The sequence below is a fragment of the Rickettsia tamurae genome, from assembly GCF_000751075.1.
GTDB lineage: Bacteria > Pseudomonadota > Alphaproteobacteria > Rickettsiales > Rickettsiaceae > Rickettsia > Rickettsia tamurae.
On the sequence record NZ_CCMG01000017.1, the window covers coordinates 66,982 to 87,504 of the forward strand.

A 20,523-nucleotide genomic window follows, 5' to 3' on the forward strand; every position below is an offset into this window, starting at 1 on the left:
CAGTATTAACGCCGGTATAGTAATATGAACTATGAATAAAGATTTATATTTTTTGTTTGTAATGAAAATTCCAACTTTTCATTTTACAGGAGTATACTATTGTTATAGTAAATTGGTTTACGTTATTAATTTGTTGCTCATTAGTCATCTAATTTTAATTACCAAATATTAAAACTATTGGTTTATTTAGCAAATATTTAACTTCAACCAAACTTTAAGTTAATTTTACTATATGTTATTTCAAATGTCAAGAAAAAACCATATTCTGTGGTAATTTTTTTTTATCAATATTTCTAAGCCTTATAAAAATAATAGTTATTATGTTAAAAAACCTATTAAAAACTAAACTTTTTTTAGTTATAGTATCTCTAACTATATTTATTACTTTGCTAAATTTTAGTATATTTTATATTTTTGTGCCGGGTAATCTTACTCAAAATAAAACGATAATTATTGAACCTAAATTATCCGTAAATCAAATAGTTACAAAACTTTATTCTAATGAAGTAATCAAATATCCGAGAATTTTTAAGGTAATTGCTAAAATTTATTCTATAAAAAGACCTCTTAAAAGCGGTGAATATGTGTTTACTCGTAATATATCGCCTCTGCAAACTTTAAGAATATTAGCAAGCGGTAAATCTATAATACACAAGATAATTGTACCGGAAGGTACGGTAGTTAGTGAGGTTATAAAGAAAATTAATGAAGAAAGTCGATTACTTGGAGAAATAAAAGGGATAATACCTGAAGGTTTTTTAATGCCTTCCACGTATTTTTTTTCTTACGGTGATCAAAAAGAGCAGATAATCGATCAAATGAGAAATTTAATGTCTGCTAATTTAGATAAAGTAATGCAAAATCTTGCACCAGATTCTCCGTTAAAAACTAGACTTGAGGTATTAACGCTAGCTTCAATAATTGAAAAAGAAGCCGGCTCAAATGCAGAAAAGCCTATTATAGCAGCAGTATTCATTAATCGTTTAAAGAAAAATATGAAGCTACAAGCCGATCCGACTACTATATATGCTTTGACTGAAGGAAAATTTAAATTAGCAAGAGCTTTAACAAAAAAAGATTTATTGCAAGAACTACCCTATAATACTTATTATATAAAAGGTTTACCACCCGGTCCGATTTCTTGTCCGTCGTTAAAATCTTTAGAAGCAGTGGTAAAACCTGCTAAGACGGATGCATTATTTTTTGTAGTTGACGGTAAAGGCGGGCATAATTTTTCTAATAATCCTAATGATCATAATAGATTTGTTGAAACTTATCGAAAAAGTTTGATTAAAGTACCTGAGTCGGAAATTGATCCTGAAAAACCATCTACTCGATGAACTTGAAAAATTGGCTACGTCGTCTTATAAGATCTGTGGTGCTCACGTATTAAGTATACGCTCCGCTCCTCGGCTTACAGACTCCTTGCTCTTTTTGAAGTTGATCTTCGTATATTTTTATCTACTTAAGGGATGTTATCATGAATAATAGTGAATTTAGTAAAATAGCCGAGATAACAATTGCATATATAGCAGACAAGATAGAAGAGCAGGATGAAGAAGCAAGTATAGATATAGATTTACAAGGCGATATATTAAATCTTGATACTGATAAAGGTATATATGTAATAAATAAACAAAGTGCTGCCAAAGAAATTTGGTTGTCATCGCCAGTTAGCGGTCCTTATCATTTTTTTTATGAACAAGGCGAATGGAAAAATAGAGCAGGGCTTGAATTAATGGCTATTTTAACTGAAGAACTTAATATTAAATTTGATACTCGATGAACTTGAAAAATTGGCTATGTCGTCTTTGTAAGATCTCGGATGCTGAACGTTTAATATACGCTCCGCTCCTCGGCTTACAGACTCCTTGCTCTTTTCCAAGTTGAACTTCGTATAGCTACTCTTCATTTTACTTCGGAATATATATGAAAAATTTTGAAACTGCTGACAGTGCTGCAAAAATCTATGATTTAATAATAAAAAATGCCCCTATTGATGCATATATATTCCTTGGTGTTGACGATACTATTATAACTCCTAAATCAAAAACTTTTAAGAAGCCACCTTATAATTAAATGATTGACAGAATTAAGGAAAATAAAAGTAATTATGACAATTATGAGGAAATTATCAGTAATTGGCGTCTGCAGCGAAAAGTAATATTAATTGATGAAGAGTGGGTAGAAGTTATAAACAAGCTCAAAACAAAGTTTCCGGTTTACGCTCTTACACAAATGAATACGGGAGAATTCGGCAATATTCCTTCTATGCAAGATTGGCGATATAAAGAATCTAGGTATAGAATTTTCAGATAATGAAGAATTAGCAATTTATAACTCAGGACAAAAGGATGATGCTATTTGTTATAAAGGGATATTCATAACAGGTAATCATTCAAAAAGCGGTACTTTATCAAAATTTTCTGATAAGTTAAAGGCTAGCTTTATTGTATTTGTTGATGATCGTACGAAGCATGTTGAAGATGTAAGAGATTATTGTAAAAAGAATAATATAGGTTTTTTAGGTATTTTATTTGATGGGCTTAAACATTTAACAGGTGAACCTGATCCAAAACTCGCCGAATTTCAAGAATCATATTTAATAGAAAATGCTAAATGGCTTGAAGATGAAGAAGCTTATGGGTTAATGGTCAGGAATAATTTAACTTAAAAGGATCACAATAATGATTATTAATATGTCTGATAAAGAATTCAGGCGATTAGAAGCTTTTAAAGAGCAAGTATTGAAAATAGCTATTGCTGAAGGGATAGATGATTTTAAAAATAATAAAATACATGATTCTACTGGGGTGTATTCAGAAGTTTAAAAAATAAGATTGAGACCATTCCCGCATAGACATTATTGCATGGTTCGAAAAACCTACTCGATGTCATTCCCGCGGAGGCGGGAATGACATCAAAGTCATGCAACAACGCCGCTTCTAGCTAAGAATAACATAAAAGAATCTAGGTAGGCAACGTTCTAAATAATCCTCAAAATCCATGAGTTTTGAAAACGTACTTTCTAAAAAATTTTTTGATAATACTTGTAATTCTAATTCCAAATCTAGTATCCGCAAACACTTATCGGCAAATAAACTACAAAATAACACCTTTGTCTAACACGCCTGTTTCGGCTATCAAAGTTGAGACGGAAATAATAGGCGATATGAGCGACGAGATTATTTTAGATTTACCCTATGCATGAGCAAATGCTACATATTACAAGCAAATCAAAAATGTTAGGCTTGAATATCCAATTGGAAAATTACAATTTAGAAATCAAGACTCTAATGAAGCTATTTTAAATACGGGGAAAATTAATATTATCCGTTTAAGCTACGAAATATATCAAAAAGCCGTAATCCTTGTGATATCCACGAAGCAATAATTAGACAAAATTTAATTCATTTACCGGGTTATGGGCTTTTTGCTATTCACGGTGATCTAAATGGAAATGACATAGTAGAGTTTAATATTGAATGGAATAATATTCCTGATAGCTGGACAATATCAGATTATGGTCTTGGTAAAAGGGTAAAATTTAAAGCTACGCCGATTGAATTATATAGTGCAGTTTATGCAGCGGGTGATTTACGTGTTTACAAAATTGTCGATCAAAAAAATCCTGTACATCTTTCGTTACATGGTCAATTTGATCTTAAAGATGAAGAAATAGCTTCTTATATAAATAAAATTATCAAGGGACAAAGAACATTTTTCCATGATAATGATTTTCCTTATTATCTAATAAGCTTGCTCGAAGGCGATCAACCTAGACATATGTACAACGGGTTTAACTCATAGTTTTACTGCGTTTATTCCTCAAGGTTTAGACAAATAGGATTATATAACGTTACTTGCTCATGAACATATACATAATTGGACAGGGAAGAAAATACGTAATAACTTAGAAGGATTAAATTATTGTTGGAGTGAAGGGTTTACCGATTATTATAGCAGGGTTTTAGCCTTACGTTCCAGTGTTATAACGCTTGAGGAATTTATAGAAGAATTTAATCAATTCTTTGAGGATTATTATTTATCACCTGTTATAAATGAACCTAATAGCAGAATAAAAGATGATAACTGGAAAGATTATGCAGTAGAGAAATTACCGTATTATCGTGGATTTGTTCTTGCACTTTATTTGGACAGCCTAATTAAAGAGAATAATAAGAGTAAATCGTTGGATAATGTTATGCTTGATTTATTTAAAACCTCAAAAGAACAAGAATTTTCAAGCGATTATTTTAAAAAAATAGTTAAAAATTATGTTCCAAAAGGGATAGATAAAGAGATAAACGAATATATAGAACAAGGTAAAACTATAGATTTAGCTGATGTTGCTAAAGTGCTGCCGATCGAGAAAATAAAAATGGGGGCATATGATAGTGGTTTTGATAGAGATGCTTTAATAAATAATTATACAATAAAAAATATTGACGAAAATAATAATGCTTATAAATCTGGACTTAGAAACGGGGATATAGTTATAAAATATGATTTTCCTAAATGGGGTTCTCCTGATCAGATAGTTACAATCAAAACAACTAAAGGCGAGTTTAAATTTAGACCTGAAAGTGCTAATAAAAAAGATATATAGGTTCAAGCCTAATTTATCTAAAGAAGATAAGCTAAAAATCAAAAAGTTTTTTAACAACTAAACATTCCTTCTATCTTAAAATATTATTAATAATCTAATCATTTATTAATAATATCCATTGACACAACCCAACATTTAAGTTATAATTGCGTCACGATTTAATTTTAAGGGGAAAAAATCATGACAAAAAACTATACGGGGCCATAAACCTCAAAAAAAACATCTAGTTACTTTGATAGTGCTACAATTCATTTTCAAAATGCTACCAAAGCTGCGACAGATTTCACAATTATGCTACCTTAGCAACGGAACATGCTATTAATGTGATAGAAAACGGTGCAAAAACTGTATGTTCCGTTCAAGGTTTTGTTTCTGAGGTGAACAACTCTAATTATTCTTTTGTATCTATATTTGCTCAAGCAACTTTAGCAAGCCTTGCAACTTTTGCTTATTACAATCCTCCGGTTCTTATCGGTGCTTTTACCTTAGGAACAATTTTAATTTCGCCGTCCGATTCTATCGAATGTGTAAAAAATACAGTAACTGCAGGATATGTAGCTTATGAAACTGTGGAAGGTTTAGTAGCAGAAGGTATAGTTTCTCTTATTGCCTATAATATTTACGGTGATACCGCAGAGCTTGCCGGTGCTATTAATACTAACATGATAGAGTATTATAGTTAAAATATTGTCATACTCAATCGTCATTGCAAGGAGGCATTGTTGCGTGGATCAATTCCGCCTCTGTCACCCCGTGGTCAAGCCACGGTATGACAAATTAATCGTTTTACTATCTCTTCTCTATCAATCAAAGGTAAAACGTCTGCGATTTCTGGTCCTGATTCTCTGCCGGTTAAAGCAAGGCGAAGAGGTAAAAATAACTCCTTACCTTTCCTGTCTGTTATATTTGTTATTTCTTTAGTCCAAATGCTCCAGCTATCTTTAGTGATTTCACCTGGCGGTAATAATTCTGCTGCTTGCTTTAAATATTCCTTATCTAAATTTAGATTTTGAACATTCGGAGTTTGATGGCAAATTTCCCACCAATCTTTTACATCACGTAATTTTTGCAAGTTAGATCTTACCGATAACCAAAAATTTTCATCAATATACTCGGCATCTATTTCTTTAAGGCGTTCTTTTACTTCATCAAAATCTAAACTTATAAGTAATTTATGATTTAATTTTTCTAAATCTTCCGGCTGATAGATAGTTGGACTTTTAGAGAAACTACTTATCTCAAATTGATTTGCTAGCTTATCTATTGATTTATAAGGCAAGATTTGTGCGGATGAACCAAGTAAACTAAAAAAGCTAGCAATTGCCATAGCTTCGATTCCGATTTCTTTTCTAAGAGTTGCGATCTCAAACCCTCCCACTCGTTTAGAAATTTTCTCGTCTTTATTTATTATTAAACTCAAATGCCCAAAAACCGGCGGAATCTTATTTAATGCTTCAAACATCTGAATTTGAATAGCGGTATTGCTAACGTGATCTTCACCCCTAATAATATGAGTAATATCATAATCAATATCGTCAATAACCGAGCATAACATATAGGTCATACTACCGTCTGCTCTTATCACTATTGGATCACTTAAAGCCTTGCCGTCATATTTAACTTCGCCTTTGATCATATCATGCCAGCTAATTGGTTCATGATTTACCAAAAATCTATAATGCGGTTTTCTTCCTTGTTCTATATATTTCTTTGTTTGCTCTTCAGTTAGATTTAAGCTAGCTCGATCATAAATCGGCGGCAAACCTTTAGATAATTGAAATTTACGCTTTAATTCTAGCTCTTCAGAAGTCTCATAGCAGGCATATAATCTTTTTTTGTTTAGTAATAGATTTTTGATTTCATCATATCTATTTAAACGGCTTAATTGGTTGAATGTTTGACCCCAATTAATATTTAAAAATTTTAGATCTTCCTCGATAGCGTATTTATATTCCTGTTTACTACGCTCTAAATCCGTATCGTCAAATCTTAAAATAAACTGTCCGTTATGCTTCTTTGCATATAGCCAGTTAAGCAGTGCTGCCCTGATATTCCCGACATGTAACATACCGGTCGGTGACGGAGCAAATCGTGTTATAACTTTTGTCATAAATAAGTAATTTTATTAATTGTCATCCTACTAAAAAACTATGTCATGCCGTGGCTTGACCACGGCATGACAGGGGTGAAATTGATCCACGCAACAATGCCTCTTCGCAATGACGATTATGACATTCTTACGCCTGTTTCTTCTCTAACTTCGCTTTATCGTCTTCAATTAGCTTCATTGCGTCATCTAATCTTAAATTTAGAAAATCATATTTTTTTGGCACTGAAATAAATTTACCCATATATTTTATGTAAGGACCGAATTTACCGTATCCTATCATAATTTCCTCGCCACTATCTTTATGCACGCCGATTTTAAGCGGTAAGCTTAGAAGCTTTAATGCTATATCAAGTGTAATATCGTTTTGGTTCAGGCTAGCAGGCACGGGGCTACGTTTCGGCTTTACTTTGCCTTCTTGTTCGCCAAGTTGAATATAAGGTCCGTAAGGTCCTTTTTTCAGATATATTTCTACTCCGTCTTTATCCGTACCTAAAACTTTATTCTCATTAGGAATAGTGGAAGGCTCGCCTTTATTCTCGTTGTTATCGTTACCGCTAACAATAGATTTTCTAAAAGTACATTCAGGGTAATTACTACATGCTAAAAATGCCCCGAACTTACCAAGCTTTAAGCTAAGCTCGCCTGTTTTACATGATGGACAAACTTTAGATTCTTTATTCTCACCGAACAAGTGATAATCAAGGGCTTTCTGTACATAGCTAATAATCTCGGTTATTTTCCGCTCGTTTACCGATTCAATATTATGGTTAAAACCGCTCCAAAAATTACTTAAGGCAGCTTTCCATTCAAGCTTGCCGGCTGCTATTTCGTCTAATTCATTTTCAAGTCCTGCAGTAAAATCATATTCAACGTATTTTTTGAAAAAACCGACTAAAAATACTGTTACCAAACGTCCAAGCTCTTCAGATATAAATCGTTTTTTCTCAAGAGAAACATATTTTCGATCTTGTAAAACCGATAAAATACTAGCATAGGTCGAAGGACGACCAATCCCAAGCTCTTCAAGTTTTTTCACTAAACTTGCTTCCGAATATCTTGGAGGCGGCTCGGTAAAATGCTGATTCGGAATAACTTCTTTAGTTTTAAGTGGTTCTTGTTCTTTTAAAGGCGGCAGCATTTTATTTTCTTCTTCAGCCTCATCGTCCACACTTTCACGATAAACCTTATAAAACCCGTCAAAAGCTATAGTCGATCCGTTTGCTTTTGCCAAATATTCTTTATTTTCCGAAGCTAAATTTGCAACTACCAAATCCATTATAACATTTTCCATTTGGCAGGCTATAGTTCTTTTCCAAATTAGTTCATAGAGCTTATAATAATCCTTTTCTAGCTTTTCTTTTAAGCTATCTGGAGTATAAGTAATATTCGTCGGTCTTATCGCCTCATGAGCTTCTTGAGCATTTTTTACTTTGGATTTATAAATTCTAGGGCTAGTCGGTAAATATTTATCGCCGTAACTTTTATCGATTAACTTGCGTATATCTGCTATTGCATCATTTGATAATGTAACGCCGTCGGTTCTCATATAGGTAATAAGTCCTATAGTTTCCTTACCTATGTCAACGCCCTCATAAAGTTTTTGTGCTATTTGCATAGTCTTTTTAGCACTAAAACCTAGTTTTCTTGCTGCTTCTTGTTGTAGTGATGAAGTAATAAAAGGAGGTTGAGGCTGACGTTTTTGTTGTTTCTTTTCTATCTTATCAACATGAAAATTTTGAGATTTTAATTTTTCGGTTAAATCTTTGGCATCTTTTTCGTTAATAATTGAGAATTTTTCTAGTTTCTGATCGTTTACGTGAGTCAATTTAGCAGTAAATAGTTCGTTATTACTATTTTGCATTTTAAGGCTAATATCCCAATATTCTTCTGACTTAAAACGCTCTATTTCATCTTCTCGCTCACATATTAATCGCAGAGCCACGGACTGCACACGTCCCGCCGATTTACATCCCGGTAACTTACGCCATAAAAGAGGTGAAAGGGTAAAGCCGACTAAATAGTCTAAAGCTCTTCTTGCTTGCTGGGCATTTACTAAGTTAGTGTCAAGTTTTCTAGGGTTCTCAACGGCATGAATAATTGCTTTTTTAGTGATTTCATTAAAGGCTACCCTTTTGAAAAAATCATCGGATTTAACCTTATTTTTTTCTTTTATTACCTCTGCAACATGCCATGAGATAGATTCACCCTCACGATCAGGATCGGTTGCAAGATATACTGCATCAGCTTTTTTAGCATCCTTAACTATGGCATCTACATATTTACCGGCTTTATCGGAAATATCATATTTCATTGCAAAGTTTTCATCAGGTAACACCGAGCCTTTTTTAGAAGGTAAATCTCTAATATGACCGAATGATGCAATGACCTTAAACTCATCACCTAAATATTTATTTATCGTTTTTGCCTTTGCCGGCGATTCTACTATTACTAATTTCATCTACTTATTATAAACTAATGATATTTTATTACCGGCGTGACGCATTACTTTTCCGGCGAGTTCTAATTCTAATATTACCGTATATATGATAGGAAGCGGTAATTCTATTTCTTTTTGTAAATATTCAAAATCTATAGGTACTGCCGATAATAGTTCCAATATAGCAAGTACGCTCCTTTTGTGACGGTTCTTTAACATATCTCGTATTTACTGTTCCTAGCTCAACAAAATCCTTAAATAACCCATCATCTTTTTCGATAAATTTTTCATATTGCGGTAAATTAGCTACAATATCCTCCGCTGATTCCACTAAATATGCTCCCTCTCTAATCAATTTATTTGTACCTTGACATCTTGGATTTAAAGGAAAGCCGGGAACAGCAAATATTTCCCTATTTTGTTCAAGTGCAAATTTTGCAGTTATTAATGAACCGGATTTTAAGCTTGCTTCTACTAAGGCTAGTCCCGATATTATCCTATTACGCTGTGGAAAATGTTTTCCAAGCGGTATAGAGCCGATAGGTAACTCAGCTAATATTAAACCTTCTTCTGCTAAATTTCCAAATAGTTTTTTGTTTTCCGATATATATGATCAATACCTCCGGCAATGACTCCGATGGTTCGAGAAACTTCTGCTGGATGTAGCTGCTATCTATTCCTCGTGTTAACCCTGAAACGGTTATATAACTTTCTTTTACTATAATCATTTGCAATTTTATGAGCAAAGCTTCTTCCGTTTGCAGAAGCGTTTCTTGCACCTACTATTGCAACGCATTTATTATGATTTAATAACTCTATATTACCTTTATAGCTTAATATTGGCGGTGAATCATAAATTTCAAGTAACAATTTTGAATATTCCGGAGATTTATATGTGATGATCTTAGCATTATCTTTTTCGAGAAGTTCTAACTCTTTTTCAGCATCGCTTTTACTAAAAATTTTAATTGGTTTTGACTTTCCGCCTCGCAATGAAAAATCCGGAGCGTTATCTATGGCAGTTGCTGCATCACCGAATAATTTAATTAAACTAAAGAAAGTTTTAGGACCAATATTTTCACTCCTAATAAGACGTAATTGTTTCAATATCATAAGATATTTTAGGAGCAGAAAATAATTCTTTCAACATTATTTAGGGTTATTTGATATGAGTTAGTGTCATCCCGCAACTTGATCGCAGGATCTCAGGACACAGCCTGTGATACAAGATCCCGTGGTCAAGCCACGGTATGACATAAATAAGAGCAACTACAGCTTCTCGGCATGTGAGCTTAAATAATGTGCTATACCCTCATGTGATGGGGTAATTGCTTCCTCGCCTTTACGCCAGCCGGCAGGACAAACTTCGCCGTGTTTTTGATGATGAGTTAAAGCATCGATTACTTTTAATGTATAATTAATATCACGACCGATAGGTAAGTCGTTAACTAGCATGTGACGTACTATGAAATCCTTATCAATTAAAAAAGCTCCACGCAAAGCAACACCGTCTTCATTAAGTACGTTATATTTTGAAGAAATATCCTTTTTTATATCGGAAACCATTGGGAATTGTACTTGTCCAAGTCCGCCTTTATTATGCGGAGTATTTTTCCAAGCTAAATGGCTAAAATGAGAATCAACGCTAACAGCTACTACTTTAGTACGTCTTTCGGTAAATTCACCAAGCTTATTGTGAAATGCTATAATTTCCGATGGACAAACAAAAGTAAAATCTAGGGGATAAAAAAATAACACTATATTATCCCCCGCAGCATAATCGCTAAGTTTAAACTTATCGTCTATATTATTATTAGGCATAATAGCTTTAGCTGTAAAATCCGGAGCAGTTTTGCCGACAAATACTGACATATTCATAACCTTTTATTAATTAATAATCTAATATGATATATAAAACTAATTATTATTACAATAATAAATCTTTATAAATTGCTACTTATCTATTTTCTTTTCCGAAGAAGCTTTTAATTGGTTAAATATAGTTAACGCTCCGGTTACAAAACTACTCGGTTCTGAAAGGTTTGCGGGTAAAATTACAGTGTTGGTATCTTTAGCCAAATTACCGAATGCACTAATATACTGCTCAGCCACTTTAAGAGCTACCGCCTCACTTCCTCCCGTTTTTTGTACGGCAGCTGCGACAATCTCAATACTATTTGCTGTAGCGGTAGCGACTAAGCCTATTGCTTCAGCTTCACCTTTTGCTCTGTTAACTTGATCTGTATAAGAAGCTTCTGAATTCAGTACAATTTGTGCTTTTTCACCTTCTGCATGGTTAACTTTTGCTTGTCTATTACCTTCCGACTCTAGAATTTGAGCTCTTTTTTGACGCTCTGCTGCTACCTGCAATTCCATAGCTTTAAGTATAGTTTGCGGAGGTTGAATATCTTTAATTTCATAACGCATACATTGTATACCCCAATTTATAGCAGCCTGATTAATAGCTGTTACAATTGCTACGTTTAAAGTTTCGCGCTCTTCAAAAGTTCTATCTAAAGGGAGTTTACCGATTTCCGAACGCATAGTAGTTTGAGCAAGCTGTGTTATGGCATAGTAAGGATTATTAACACCATAAGATGCTGCCATTGGATCAATGATTTTAACATATAAAACGCCATCAATAGATAATGTTACGTTATCATTTGAAATAGCTGTTTGAGCGGTAACGTCTATTGCTTCTTCTTTTAAAGTATGTTTGTATGCTACTCTTTGAATGACAGGGATTAGTAAATTTAAGCCAGGCTGCAGTACCTTATCGAATTTTCCCAATTTTTCTACTACCCATGCTTGTTGTTGCGGTACAACTTTAACCATTTGTATTATAACTAAAATCGCTATAATACTGAAAATTAATAATGCATATTCCATAATTCAATACCTTTTTTTATTTCCACTCTATATTATTTTTAATTATAAAAAAAGGATTTAAGTTAAACGGTACTTAATTATATATTTTTTTATCAATAAAATGGGTTTTAATTACTTTGAGTAAAGAAAGAATGCTTGAATATTCTTCAAGTGGTTCATTTACATTTTTTATCTCATTTAAAGCACTATTAAAATCTTTCTGTAATAAATAAGTTTCAGCAGTTTTATTTTGTTCTAGTGTTTTAAGTAAAATATTTTGTAAAAATCTATAATAATAGTCGTCTAGTTTAGGTATATCAGACATAATAATAAATCATATAATTATTGAGATCTTAATTTATATATAAATTTTTTAATAATTCAATAATTTTTAACTAGATTTACATATACTTAAGTCTTTATCTACTATGTCGGAATCTATATTTAAACAGTCAAGGATTGAGTGAAATACATAATCATGGCTAATTTCGGTATTAGCATAATTTTTAATTGAAGATACTGAGTCAGGATATTTTGCTTTAAAATCGTCCGATACCCAAACTATAAGAGGTACGGTTATTTGTTCTGCAAGTAGTGGGCCACCGTGACCGTAATAACCATTTTCTCCTAGCGATTCGCCGTGATCGGATACATATAATAAAAATGCATTTTTATCTTTAAGCAAATCTATTAAATTAGATAAAAAAAAATCGGTGTATAAAATTGAATTATCATAACTGTTAACTAAAGCAAGCTTATCGCAATCACTTGCATCCCCCTTAACCTTAATAGGGCAGGTAGGGGTAAAATACTCAAACTCTTTTGGATATCTTGCGTTATAGTTCCAGTGACTTCCTGAGGTGTGAACTACTAAAAATTGTTTCTCTGAATTTGTTATTATTTCTTTTATAAAAGGCAATATTTTTTCATCATAATCATTTAAAGAGAATAGGGCAGAGCCGCCCGGTACTATAGTAAAATTAACGTCGTTATATATATTACTGAGGTCAAAATTTGCAAAACTCCTCATTAAAGTTTGAGTACCGATCCAGGTAGTATTAAATCCAAGATTTGTTAAAATTGATAAAAAGCTGTTCTCTTGTCTAGTATTTTCAATTTGACTTGCAGGATAACGTGAAAGTAATGACGGTACGGAAAGATAGGTAAGGTTAGAAGAAGATTTAGCTTTGAAAGAAATTAGGTTTTGAGTAGTCTTTAAGTAAGGAGTCGTATCTCTTTCATAACCGTTAATACCGAAATGATCAAATCTTGCTGATTCTCCTATAACTAAAACACCGATAATATCTTTATCTGACTTATCTATAAAGTTATATTGTTTGCTAATATCTATACATGCATAATTTTTATCACCGAAATTTCCAGCAAAATTAAGGTAGCTATTATGTAAATACTGAATGGGAAAATAATTTTTTAGTATTTTAAATGAAGGAGTAATAATATTATATACAAAAATAAGTAAGCAAGCGGCAGATAATAGTTTTGTTACGAATGATTTAGAATTTTCGGCGGCAAAAGATTTGAGAGTATAAAAACAAGTAAAAAGACAAAAAATTATCCATATTATTAACTTAATGCTGGTTAATTCATAAACTTCGTTTAAATCCGTTGAGAAAAAACTACCTATTACTTGTTTAGTAGGATTGATTTTGAAGAAATAAATGTAATAACTAGCAATAGCGGATGTTATAAATAAAAACCCCACGCCGATTTTTAACACTAATCTATGTACGCTAAGACCAAAAAATGCTATAAAAGAAAATATATAAATATAACAAAAATCTTTTAATAACTCTAATATCCCTCTAAAGATCGTTGCTTTATAATAATCAAATTTATAAATCAATATTGCGGTATTAAATAACAAACAATAAATAAAGGCTAAAATCGCCGATAATTTAATTAATTTGATATCTATGTGTTTTTGAATAGTTTTTAGCATATATAATAATTAATAAATTAATAAAGTAATTTTTATAACTATCATGATCATAAAAAATCTTCAAGAATTTTATCGGCTTTTAATACCAAATGCTCCGCTTATCGCTATTGATTACGGAAGCAAAAAATTAGGAATCGCATTATCTAATCAAGAACGTAGTATTGCTATGCCCTTAAATACTATAACCGAGATAAATAAAAAATTTGTTATTACTTCCTTGCTTAATATCATCAAAAAATATAAAGTTTGTGGCGTGGTAATAGGTCTACCGATTGATATGAACGGAGCAGTAACGGAGCAAACAAATATAGTGATGAAATTTGCTGAGGAGCTAGCAGAATCTATAAACTTGCCTATATATTTACAAGATGAAAGGCTAACTACAAAAGCTGCAAATAATTTCCTTAAATCATTCGGCGTGAAAAGAAAAGACCGTAATAATAACGATGATGCAGTAGCTGCTAGTATGATTCTTGAAACCGTGCTTGATTCTATAAAAAAACTTTAGATTATCATTAATTGAATATCGTCATTGCGAGCGACTGTAAGGAACGTGGCAATCCAGAAAATATGTAAATCAGAATTTTTAACTGGATTGCTTCGTCAATTACTTTGTAATCTTCCTCGCAATGACGTAAACTTTTTAAATTATCCCCTTTTTTAAGTAATGCCTTTCTAGCTTTTCAAAAACCTTATTGTAAAGATATATTATTTATGATAAAACCGATCCGGTATAAATAAGATATACCATGAAAATATTAATTCTAGGTGTTACCGGTATGCTAGGTAATAGCATATTCAGGTTTTTAAGTAGTGATAAAAAATTTGACATTTTTGCGACAGCCCGAAATAATTCCGCTCGTTCTTATTTTTCTAAGGATTTATCCGATAAATTAATTACAAATGTAGATGTTGAGAACCATGATTCATTAGTTGAGGTATTTAATAAAGCAAAACCCGATATAGTAATAAATTGTATAGGGCTTGTAAAACAACTAGCTGATGCAAACAATCCGTTAAAAACATTGCCGATAAATAGTTTGTTACCGCATAGGCTAGCTAATTTATGTAAATTAGCTAATTCAAGGTTAATCCATATTAGTACGGATTGTGTATTTTCAGGAAAAAAAGGTAATTATAAGGAAAGCGATTTTCCTGATTGTTATGACCTTTACGGTCGTTCTAAGTTTCTTGGTGAGGTAGATTATCCTCATGCTATCACTTTGCGTACTTCAATTATAGGTCATGAGCTGGCAGGCAATAGAAGCTTAATCAATTGGTTTTTAAGTGCAGAAGGGCAAGTGAAAGGTTTTGAGAAAGCTATTTATTCAGGATTCCCGACTGTAGAGCTTGCAAGAATAATAAGGGATTTTGTGTTACCTAATAAAGAGCTGCATGGGCTTCATCATGTTGCATCAAAACCGATTAATAAGTTAGAATTATTAAAATTAGTAGCGGAAATATATAATAAAGAAATCGATATTATTCCGTCAGATGAGCTTGTAATAGATCGATCACTAGATGCTACTCGTTTTAACGAGGTAACGGGATATACGCCTCCTGAATGGCGTGAGCTTGTAAAGCGTATGTGTGAGTTTGGGTAGTAAGGCCGTCATTGCGAATATAGGTTTGTCCACTCTTGTCATCCCGTGGCTTGACCACAGGATGACTACCTTAGAGTGTTTCTCGATTTACGCAATGACAGAATGAATAATAACAAAATAGGTATTTATATATAATGTTTGTAGATAAAACTTTAATGATTACAGGAGGCACCGGTTCGTTTGGTAATGCGGTGCTTTCTCGTTTTCTGAAATCCGATATTATTAATGATATTAAAGAAATTAGGATTTTCAGTAGAGATGAAAAAAAGCAAGAGGATATGCGTATTGTTTTAAATAATCCGAAACTTAAATTCTATATCGGGGACGTACGCAATTATAAAAGTATTGATGAGGCAATGCACGGTGTAGATTATGTATTCCATGCCGCTGCTTTAAAGCAAGTTCCGACTTGCGAATTTTATCCTATGGAAGCAATAAATACTAATGTCTTAGGGGCTGAAAATGTTTTAAGTGTAGCCATTAATAATAAAGTTGCAAAAGTTATAGTACTGAGTACCGATAAGGCTGTATATCCAATTAATGCAATGGGGTTATCAAAAGCGTTAATGGAAAAGTTAGCAGTAGCAAAAGCTCGTATGCGTAGCCAGGGTGAGACCGTGCTTTGTGTCACTAGATACGGTAATGTTATGGCTTCCCGTGGTTCAGTAATTCCTCTTTTTATCAATCAAATTAAGCAGGATAAAGACCTTACCATCACTGAACCTTCAATGACACGTTTTTTAATGTCGCTTGTAGATTCCGTAGATTTAGTTTTATATGCGTTTGAGCATGGACGTCAAGGCGATATTTTTGTACAAAAAGCTCCGGCAAGTACAATCGAGGTACTTGCAAGAGCGTTACAAGAAATATTCGGTAGCAAAAATGAAATACGCTTTATTGGTACACGTCACGGAGAGAAGCATTATGAATCGTTAGTATCATCGGAAGAAATGGCAAAAGCTGATGATTTAGGTGGTTATTACCGTATTCCTATGGATGGACGCGATCTTAATTATGCCAAATATTTTGTTGAGGGTGAAAAGAAAGTAGCTCTTTTAGAGGATTACAATTCTCATAATACAAAACGTTTAAATTTGGAAGAAGTAAAAGAGCTGCTACTAAATCTTGATTATGTGCAAGAGGAGCTAAAAAATGCTTAAAGTAATGACGATTGTCGGTACTCGTCCTGAACTTATTAAACTATGCTTTGTGATTTCCGAGTTTGATAAATATACTAATCACATCCTAGTTCACACCGGTCAAAATTATGCATATGAATTAAATCAGGTTTTTTTTGATGATATGGGAATTAGAAAACCGGATTATTTCTTAGAAGTAGCGGCAGATAATACGGCAAAATCTATCGGGCTTATTATTGAAAAAGTTGATGAAGTACTTGAGAAAGAAAGGCCTGACGCCGTTTTATTTTACGGTGATACTAACTCTTGTTTATCGGCAATTGCTGCTAAACGCCGTAAAATTCCGATCTTTCATATGGAAGCAGGAAATCGTTGTTTTGATCAGCGTGTACCTGAAGAAATAAACCGTAAAATCATTGATCATATTAGCGACGTTAACATTACGTTAACCGAGCATGCAAGATGTTATTTAATTGCTGAGGGACTACCTGCTGAGCTTATTTTTAAATCAGGTTCGCATATGCCTGAGGTCCTTGATCGCTTTATGCCTAAAATATTAAAGTCTGATATTTTAGATAAATTATCATTAACCGCTAAGCAATATTTTTTAATTAGTTCACATCGTGAAGAAAATGTCGATGTCAAAAATAATCTGAAAGAATTATTAAGTAGTTTACAAATGCTTATTAAAGAGTATAATTTCCCCGTAATCTTCTCAACACACCCAAGGACTAAAAAAAGGCTTGAGGATTTAGAGGGATTTAAGGAGCTTGGTGATAAAATAAGGTTTTTACCGGCTTTTGGTTTTACGGATTACATCAAACTTCAGATGAATGCTTTTTGTATTTTATCCGATAGCGGTACTATCACCGAAGAAGCATCAATACTTAATTTACCTGCTTTAAATATTAGAGAAGCACATGAACGTCCTGAAGGTATGGACGCCGGCACGCTTATTATGTCAGGTTTTAAGGCTGAGCGGGTGCTGCAATCGGTAAAAGCTATTACGGAAGAACACGAGAATAATAAAAATACGCAAGATATTGTACCGGATTATGCTGAAGCAGGTCTTGTATCAAAGAAAATATTGCGTATAGTTTTAAGTTATGTGGATTATGTTAATCGCACAGTGTGGTTTAAAAAGTAATCCTATTCATTATTACCATATCAAAAACATGAAATTCTTTAAATTAATAAAACTTAACACTTTATTTTTAAGTGTTTTTTTACTAATAACTCTTATATCTTCTTTTTGCTATTCCAACGAAAATTCTTATAAAAGAATAGTTTTCCTTGTTAGTACAGAGACATTCGGCGGCAAAGGCGTATACGCAATGTATAATGAGATGAAAAAAATAGGTCATGATGTCAAAATTGTAATAGTACCTCATCCTCATCCTAATATTCAAGGAGGAATAGATACCGGGTTTATTAGTAAATTTGATACACAAGATGTGATATATCCATGTGGTAAGTATGCTTCTTATTCAAATGTTAATACAAAATGTGAAATTTCTGAACTAAAAAATTATCAGCCGGATTTTATCTTTACGCAAAACCCTTACGAAAATTTCCAAGGCTATATATCAGAACCTTTTACGGCTGCTAATTTGTATAAGAGCTTTAGAGGAACTAAAACAAAAATTATGTATATAGTCTATGGTCCGCATATCTTTCATCAAAAAAATATTGATGATGATAAGTTATCAAGTTTCATAGAGACGGTATTTGTTGATTCAGAAAGTACAAAGGATATCTTTATTAGTAATTATAAATTTCCTAAGGATAGAGTTGTTGTTTCAGGTTATCAACCATACTATGAAGTAAGAAATTATAATATTAAAGAAAAACCAAACTCGGAAACCATTTTATGGCTTCCTAGATGGGAATTATCATTTAAAAATAGAGATTTATATGAAGGAGGTTCTACTTTCTTAAATTATCACTATTTTTTCTATAATTATGCATTACAACATCCTAATATTCATTTTATTATAAGACCGCATGTTACACTATTTACCTATGCGGTCGGTAAAAATTACTTAAGCCAAAGTGATATGGATAATATATTAAGTAGATTTAATTCTTTAAAGAATGTTACTGTTTCTGCACATGCATTCAGGTCGTTACTAGATGATATAATGGTGTCAGATATTGTAATAAGTGACGGTACTTCATCTCTTGCTGAAGTAGTAGTTGCCGATAAGCCTATAATTTACTTAAGTAATGGTTGGAATAATGAATTTAATAGCAATGCCCTATCTAAAGAATTAAAAAAATATATGTATTTTGCTTATGAGCCGCAAGATATTATTAACTATATAGAATTTATTAAGCAAAATCATTATTTGCCTTATCATGAAAATAGTAGCGGCAGAAATCAATTTAAAAAGATGCTTGATCCTGTAGAAAACCCTGCTGCATTTATCGCCGAATATTTATTAAAATTATAATAGTTTAAATAATTTATGTTAGAAGAAATTTATAATGACGGAGAAAGATTAATTCCTGGAAAAACTCATGATATTTTAGAGGTAATTCGTCATAAAAGTAGCTATAAGATTTTTAAAAAAATTATAGAAGTCGATATACTTAATAGCCCATTAATGCTAAATCAAAAAATAAAAATTTTAGATATAGGTTGTGGAACAGGACACGGAACTTTCATGCTTAGCGATATATTAGGAGTAGAAATTACAGCAATAGATATCAGTAAAGAATCTATAATTTATGCTGAACAAAATTATGGAGCATCTAATATAAAATATATTAAATCTGATTTAGTTAGTTTTATTAAAAAGGCAGAAGAATATGATTATATTGTATCAAGACATGCACTTGAGCATATTAAAGATGGGTTAAATCTGGTGCTTAATCTTAAATATAAAAAACGATTAATAGTAAATGTACCTTTTAATGAACCGGAAGGGAATATATATCATTTAGTTAATTGGATTACTGAAAAAGACTTTGAATCATATCAGAACCAAGAATTTTTATATGAAGGATTAGATGGCGTAACTAACGACACGCATTCTGAAAAAAATCCTCCTAATTCTATAATCTGTATATCCAGTAACTCAGATTTAAAGCCTATAAAACAATTATTTAACTATCCAATCTCAGCTTGGAACCCGGAATTTTTAGAAAAGTTAGGTTTGCAATTCCAAGATATATTAAAACAATTGCTGCAAACTAGGGATGCATTTAAAAATAGCGAAGAGAAAAACTTAAACTATGAAAGTAAATTAAATAATACTGTAACAGAGCTAAATAATGCTTTAGAAGAAATAAAAATTCTTAAAAATAAACTAATTATTAGTGAAGAAGAAAAATCTATTTTTTTAAAGCTCTATAGAAAAATTTAAACAATAAAACTAACATTTTATAAATTATTTTTAAAAGTTATGACAACTAGAAAAGATAAACCTCTAAATATTTATCATACTTTAGTTTCCATTATTATACCTGTCTATAATGGGGCTAATTATATGAAAGAAGCTATAAATAGTGCTTTAGCACAAACTTACAAAAATATTGAAATTATTGTTGTTAATGATGGTTCAAAAGATAATGGAGAGACAGAACGCGTAGCATTATCATACGGTGATAAAATACGCTATTTTCATAAAGAAAACGGCGGCTGCGGTTCGGCTTTAAATTATGGTATAAAAAACATGAAAGGGGAGTATTTTTCATGGCTTAGCCATGATGATATATATTATCCTAATAAAATCGAGCATCAAGTTAACATATTAAATAAGTTAGATAATAAAGATACTATCATTTATGGCGG

General features: G+C 32.1%; 20 protein-coding genes and 3 pseudogenes. 14 read left to right on the forward strand and 9 right to left on the reverse strand.

All coding sequences use genetic code 11. The features are described from left to right. Positions 1-320: 320 nt before the first annotated feature. The 7 genes and pseudogenes from mltG (at position 321) to MB29_RS11880 (ending at position 5,292) form a co-directional block, all read left to right on the forward strand. Positions 321-1,340, forward strand: coding sequence for an endolytic transglycosylase MltG (gene mltG / locus MB29_RS06555; RefSeq protein WP_032139558.1), 1,020 nt, complete (start codon positions 321-323; stop codon positions 1,338-1,340). A gap of 140 nt (positions 1,341-1,480) precedes the next feature. Then, the gene (gene cyaY, locus MB29_RS06560) at positions 1,481-1,786 is read left to right on the forward strand and encodes an iron donor protein CyaY (protein WP_032139559.1); all 306 of its coding nucleotides are present in this window, start codon (positions 1,481-1,483) and stop codon (positions 1,784-1,786) included. Positions 1,787-1,929: 143 nt separating this feature from the next. Beyond that, positions 1,930-2,674, forward strand: a pseudogene (locus MB29_RS13855) (DUF2608 domain-containing protein). Positions 2,675-2,699: 25 nt separating this feature from the next. Beyond that, positions 2,700-2,831, forward strand: a complete 132-nt coding sequence (locus MB29_RS13515) for a hypothetical protein (protein WP_032139579.1) — start codon at positions 2,700-2,702, stop codon at positions 2,829-2,831. A 1,070-nt stretch (positions 2,832-3,901) separates the two neighbouring features. Next, a pseudogene (locus tag MB29_RS13085) lies at positions 3,902-3,988 on the forward strand (peptidase); the annotation flags it as partial. Positions 3,989-4,153: 165 nt separating this feature from the next. Further along, positions 4,154-4,609, forward strand: a complete 456-nt coding sequence (locus tag MB29_RS13090) for a hypothetical protein (RefSeq protein ID WP_233418997.1) — start codon at positions 4,154-4,156, stop codon at positions 4,607-4,609. Between the two features lie 323 nt (positions 4,610-4,932). Then, complete coding sequence (locus MB29_RS11880; RefSeq protein ID WP_032139560.1) at positions 4,933-5,292, forward strand: hypothetical protein; 360 nt, start codon at positions 4,933-4,935, stop codon at positions 5,290-5,292. Between the two features lie 74 nt (positions 5,293-5,366). Here the strand turns inward: MB29_RS11880 and gltX are convergent, their stop codons facing one another. From gltX to MB29_RS06625, 9 genes are all read right to left on the reverse strand, one after another. Continuing rightward, entirely contained in the window at positions 5,367-6,719 is a 1,353-nt protein-coding gene (gene gltX / locus MB29_RS06590; RefSeq protein ID WP_032139561.1) for a glutamate--tRNA ligase, read from the reverse strand. A 127-nt stretch (positions 6,720-6,846) separates the two neighbouring features. Continuing rightward, the gene (gene topA, locus MB29_RS06595) at positions 6,847-9,177 is read right to left on the reverse strand and encodes a type I DNA topoisomerase (protein ID WP_032139562.1); all 2,331 of its coding nucleotides are present in this window, start codon (positions 9,175-9,177) and stop codon (positions 6,847-6,849) included. Further along, complete coding sequence (locus MB29_RS13095; protein ID WP_233418998.1) at positions 9,178-9,375, reverse strand: DprA-like winged helix domain-containing protein; 198 nt, start codon at positions 9,373-9,375, stop codon at positions 9,178-9,180. After that, positions 9,302-9,763, reverse strand: coding sequence for a DNA-processing protein DprA (locus MB29_RS13520; protein WP_324607286.1), 462 nt, complete (start codon positions 9,761-9,763; stop codon positions 9,302-9,304). The genes MB29_RS13095 and MB29_RS13520 overlap by 74 nt, the downstream gene beginning before the upstream one ends. A 62-nt stretch (positions 9,764-9,825) precedes the next feature. Beyond that, entirely contained in the window at positions 9,826-10,263 is a 438-nt protein-coding gene (locus MB29_RS13525; RefSeq protein ID WP_215426274.1) for a DNA-processing protein DprA, read from the reverse strand. Between the two features lie 162 nt (positions 10,264-10,425). Beyond that, complete coding sequence (locus tag MB29_RS06610) at positions 10,426-11,028, reverse strand: peroxiredoxin (protein ID WP_032139581.1); 603 nt, start codon at positions 11,026-11,028, stop codon at positions 10,426-10,428. Positions 11,029-11,109: 81 nt separating this feature from the next. Next, positions 11,110-12,045: an SPFH domain-containing protein gene (locus MB29_RS06615; protein WP_032139563.1), complete on the reverse strand. Its 936-nt coding sequence runs from the start codon at positions 12,043-12,045 to the stop codon at positions 11,110-11,112. Between the two features lie 73 nt (positions 12,046-12,118). Continuing rightward, positions 12,119-12,349 (reverse strand): hypothetical protein, encoded by a 231-nt coding sequence (locus tag MB29_RS06620; RefSeq protein ID WP_032139564.1) that lies wholly within the window; start codon positions 12,347-12,349, stop codon positions 12,119-12,121. 66 nt (positions 12,350-12,415) lie between these two features. Continuing rightward, a complete protein-coding gene (locus MB29_RS06625; RefSeq protein WP_032139565.1) occupies positions 12,416-13,984 on the reverse strand; it encodes a phosphoethanolamine transferase in 1,569 nt (522 codons plus the stop codon). A gap of 43 nt (positions 13,985-14,027) precedes the next feature. Here MB29_RS06625 and ruvX point away from each other — a divergent pair, with 43 nt between their 5' ends. The 7 genes and pseudogenes from ruvX to MB29_RS06660 all read left to right on the forward strand — a co-directional run. Beyond that, positions 14,028-14,492, forward strand: coding sequence for a Holliday junction resolvase RuvX (ruvX, locus tag MB29_RS06630; RefSeq protein ID WP_032139566.1), 465 nt, complete (start codon positions 14,028-14,030; stop codon positions 14,490-14,492). A gap of 241 nt (positions 14,493-14,733) precedes the next feature. Beyond that, on the forward strand, positions 14,734-15,588 hold the full coding sequence (locus MB29_RS06635) for a dTDP-4-dehydrorhamnose reductase family protein (RefSeq protein WP_032139567.1): 855 nt from the start codon (positions 14,734-14,736) through the stop codon (positions 15,586-15,588). A 134-nt stretch (positions 15,589-15,722) separates the two neighbouring features. Further along, positions 15,723-16,748 carry a polysaccharide biosynthesis protein gene (locus MB29_RS06640; RefSeq protein WP_032139568.1) on the forward strand — a complete coding sequence of 342 codons (1,026 nt, stop codon included), beginning with the start codon at positions 15,723-15,725 and terminating at the stop codon, positions 16,746-16,748. Then, the gene (gene wecB, locus MB29_RS06645) at positions 16,741-17,874 is read left to right on the forward strand and encodes a non-hydrolyzing UDP-N-acetylglucosamine 2-epimerase (RefSeq protein ID WP_032139569.1); all 1,134 of its coding nucleotides are present in this window, start codon (positions 16,741-16,743) and stop codon (positions 17,872-17,874) included. The genes MB29_RS06640 and wecB overlap by 8 nt, the downstream gene beginning before the upstream one ends. Beyond that, entirely contained in the window at positions 17,834-19,180 is a 1,347-nt protein-coding gene (locus MB29_RS06650; RefSeq protein ID WP_032139570.1) for a glycosyltransferase family protein, read from the forward strand. Before wecB ends, MB29_RS06650 begins: the two co-directional genes overlap by 41 nt. Positions 19,181-19,195: 15 nt before the next feature. Beyond that, positions 19,196-19,678, forward strand: a pseudogene (locus tag MB29_RS13105) (class I SAM-dependent methyltransferase); the annotation flags it as partial. Positions 19,679-20,134: 456 nt separating this feature from the next. Then, on the forward strand, positions 20,135-20,523 hold a 389-nt coding region (locus MB29_RS06660; RefSeq protein ID WP_032139571.1), incomplete at its 3' end, for a glycosyltransferase family 2 protein.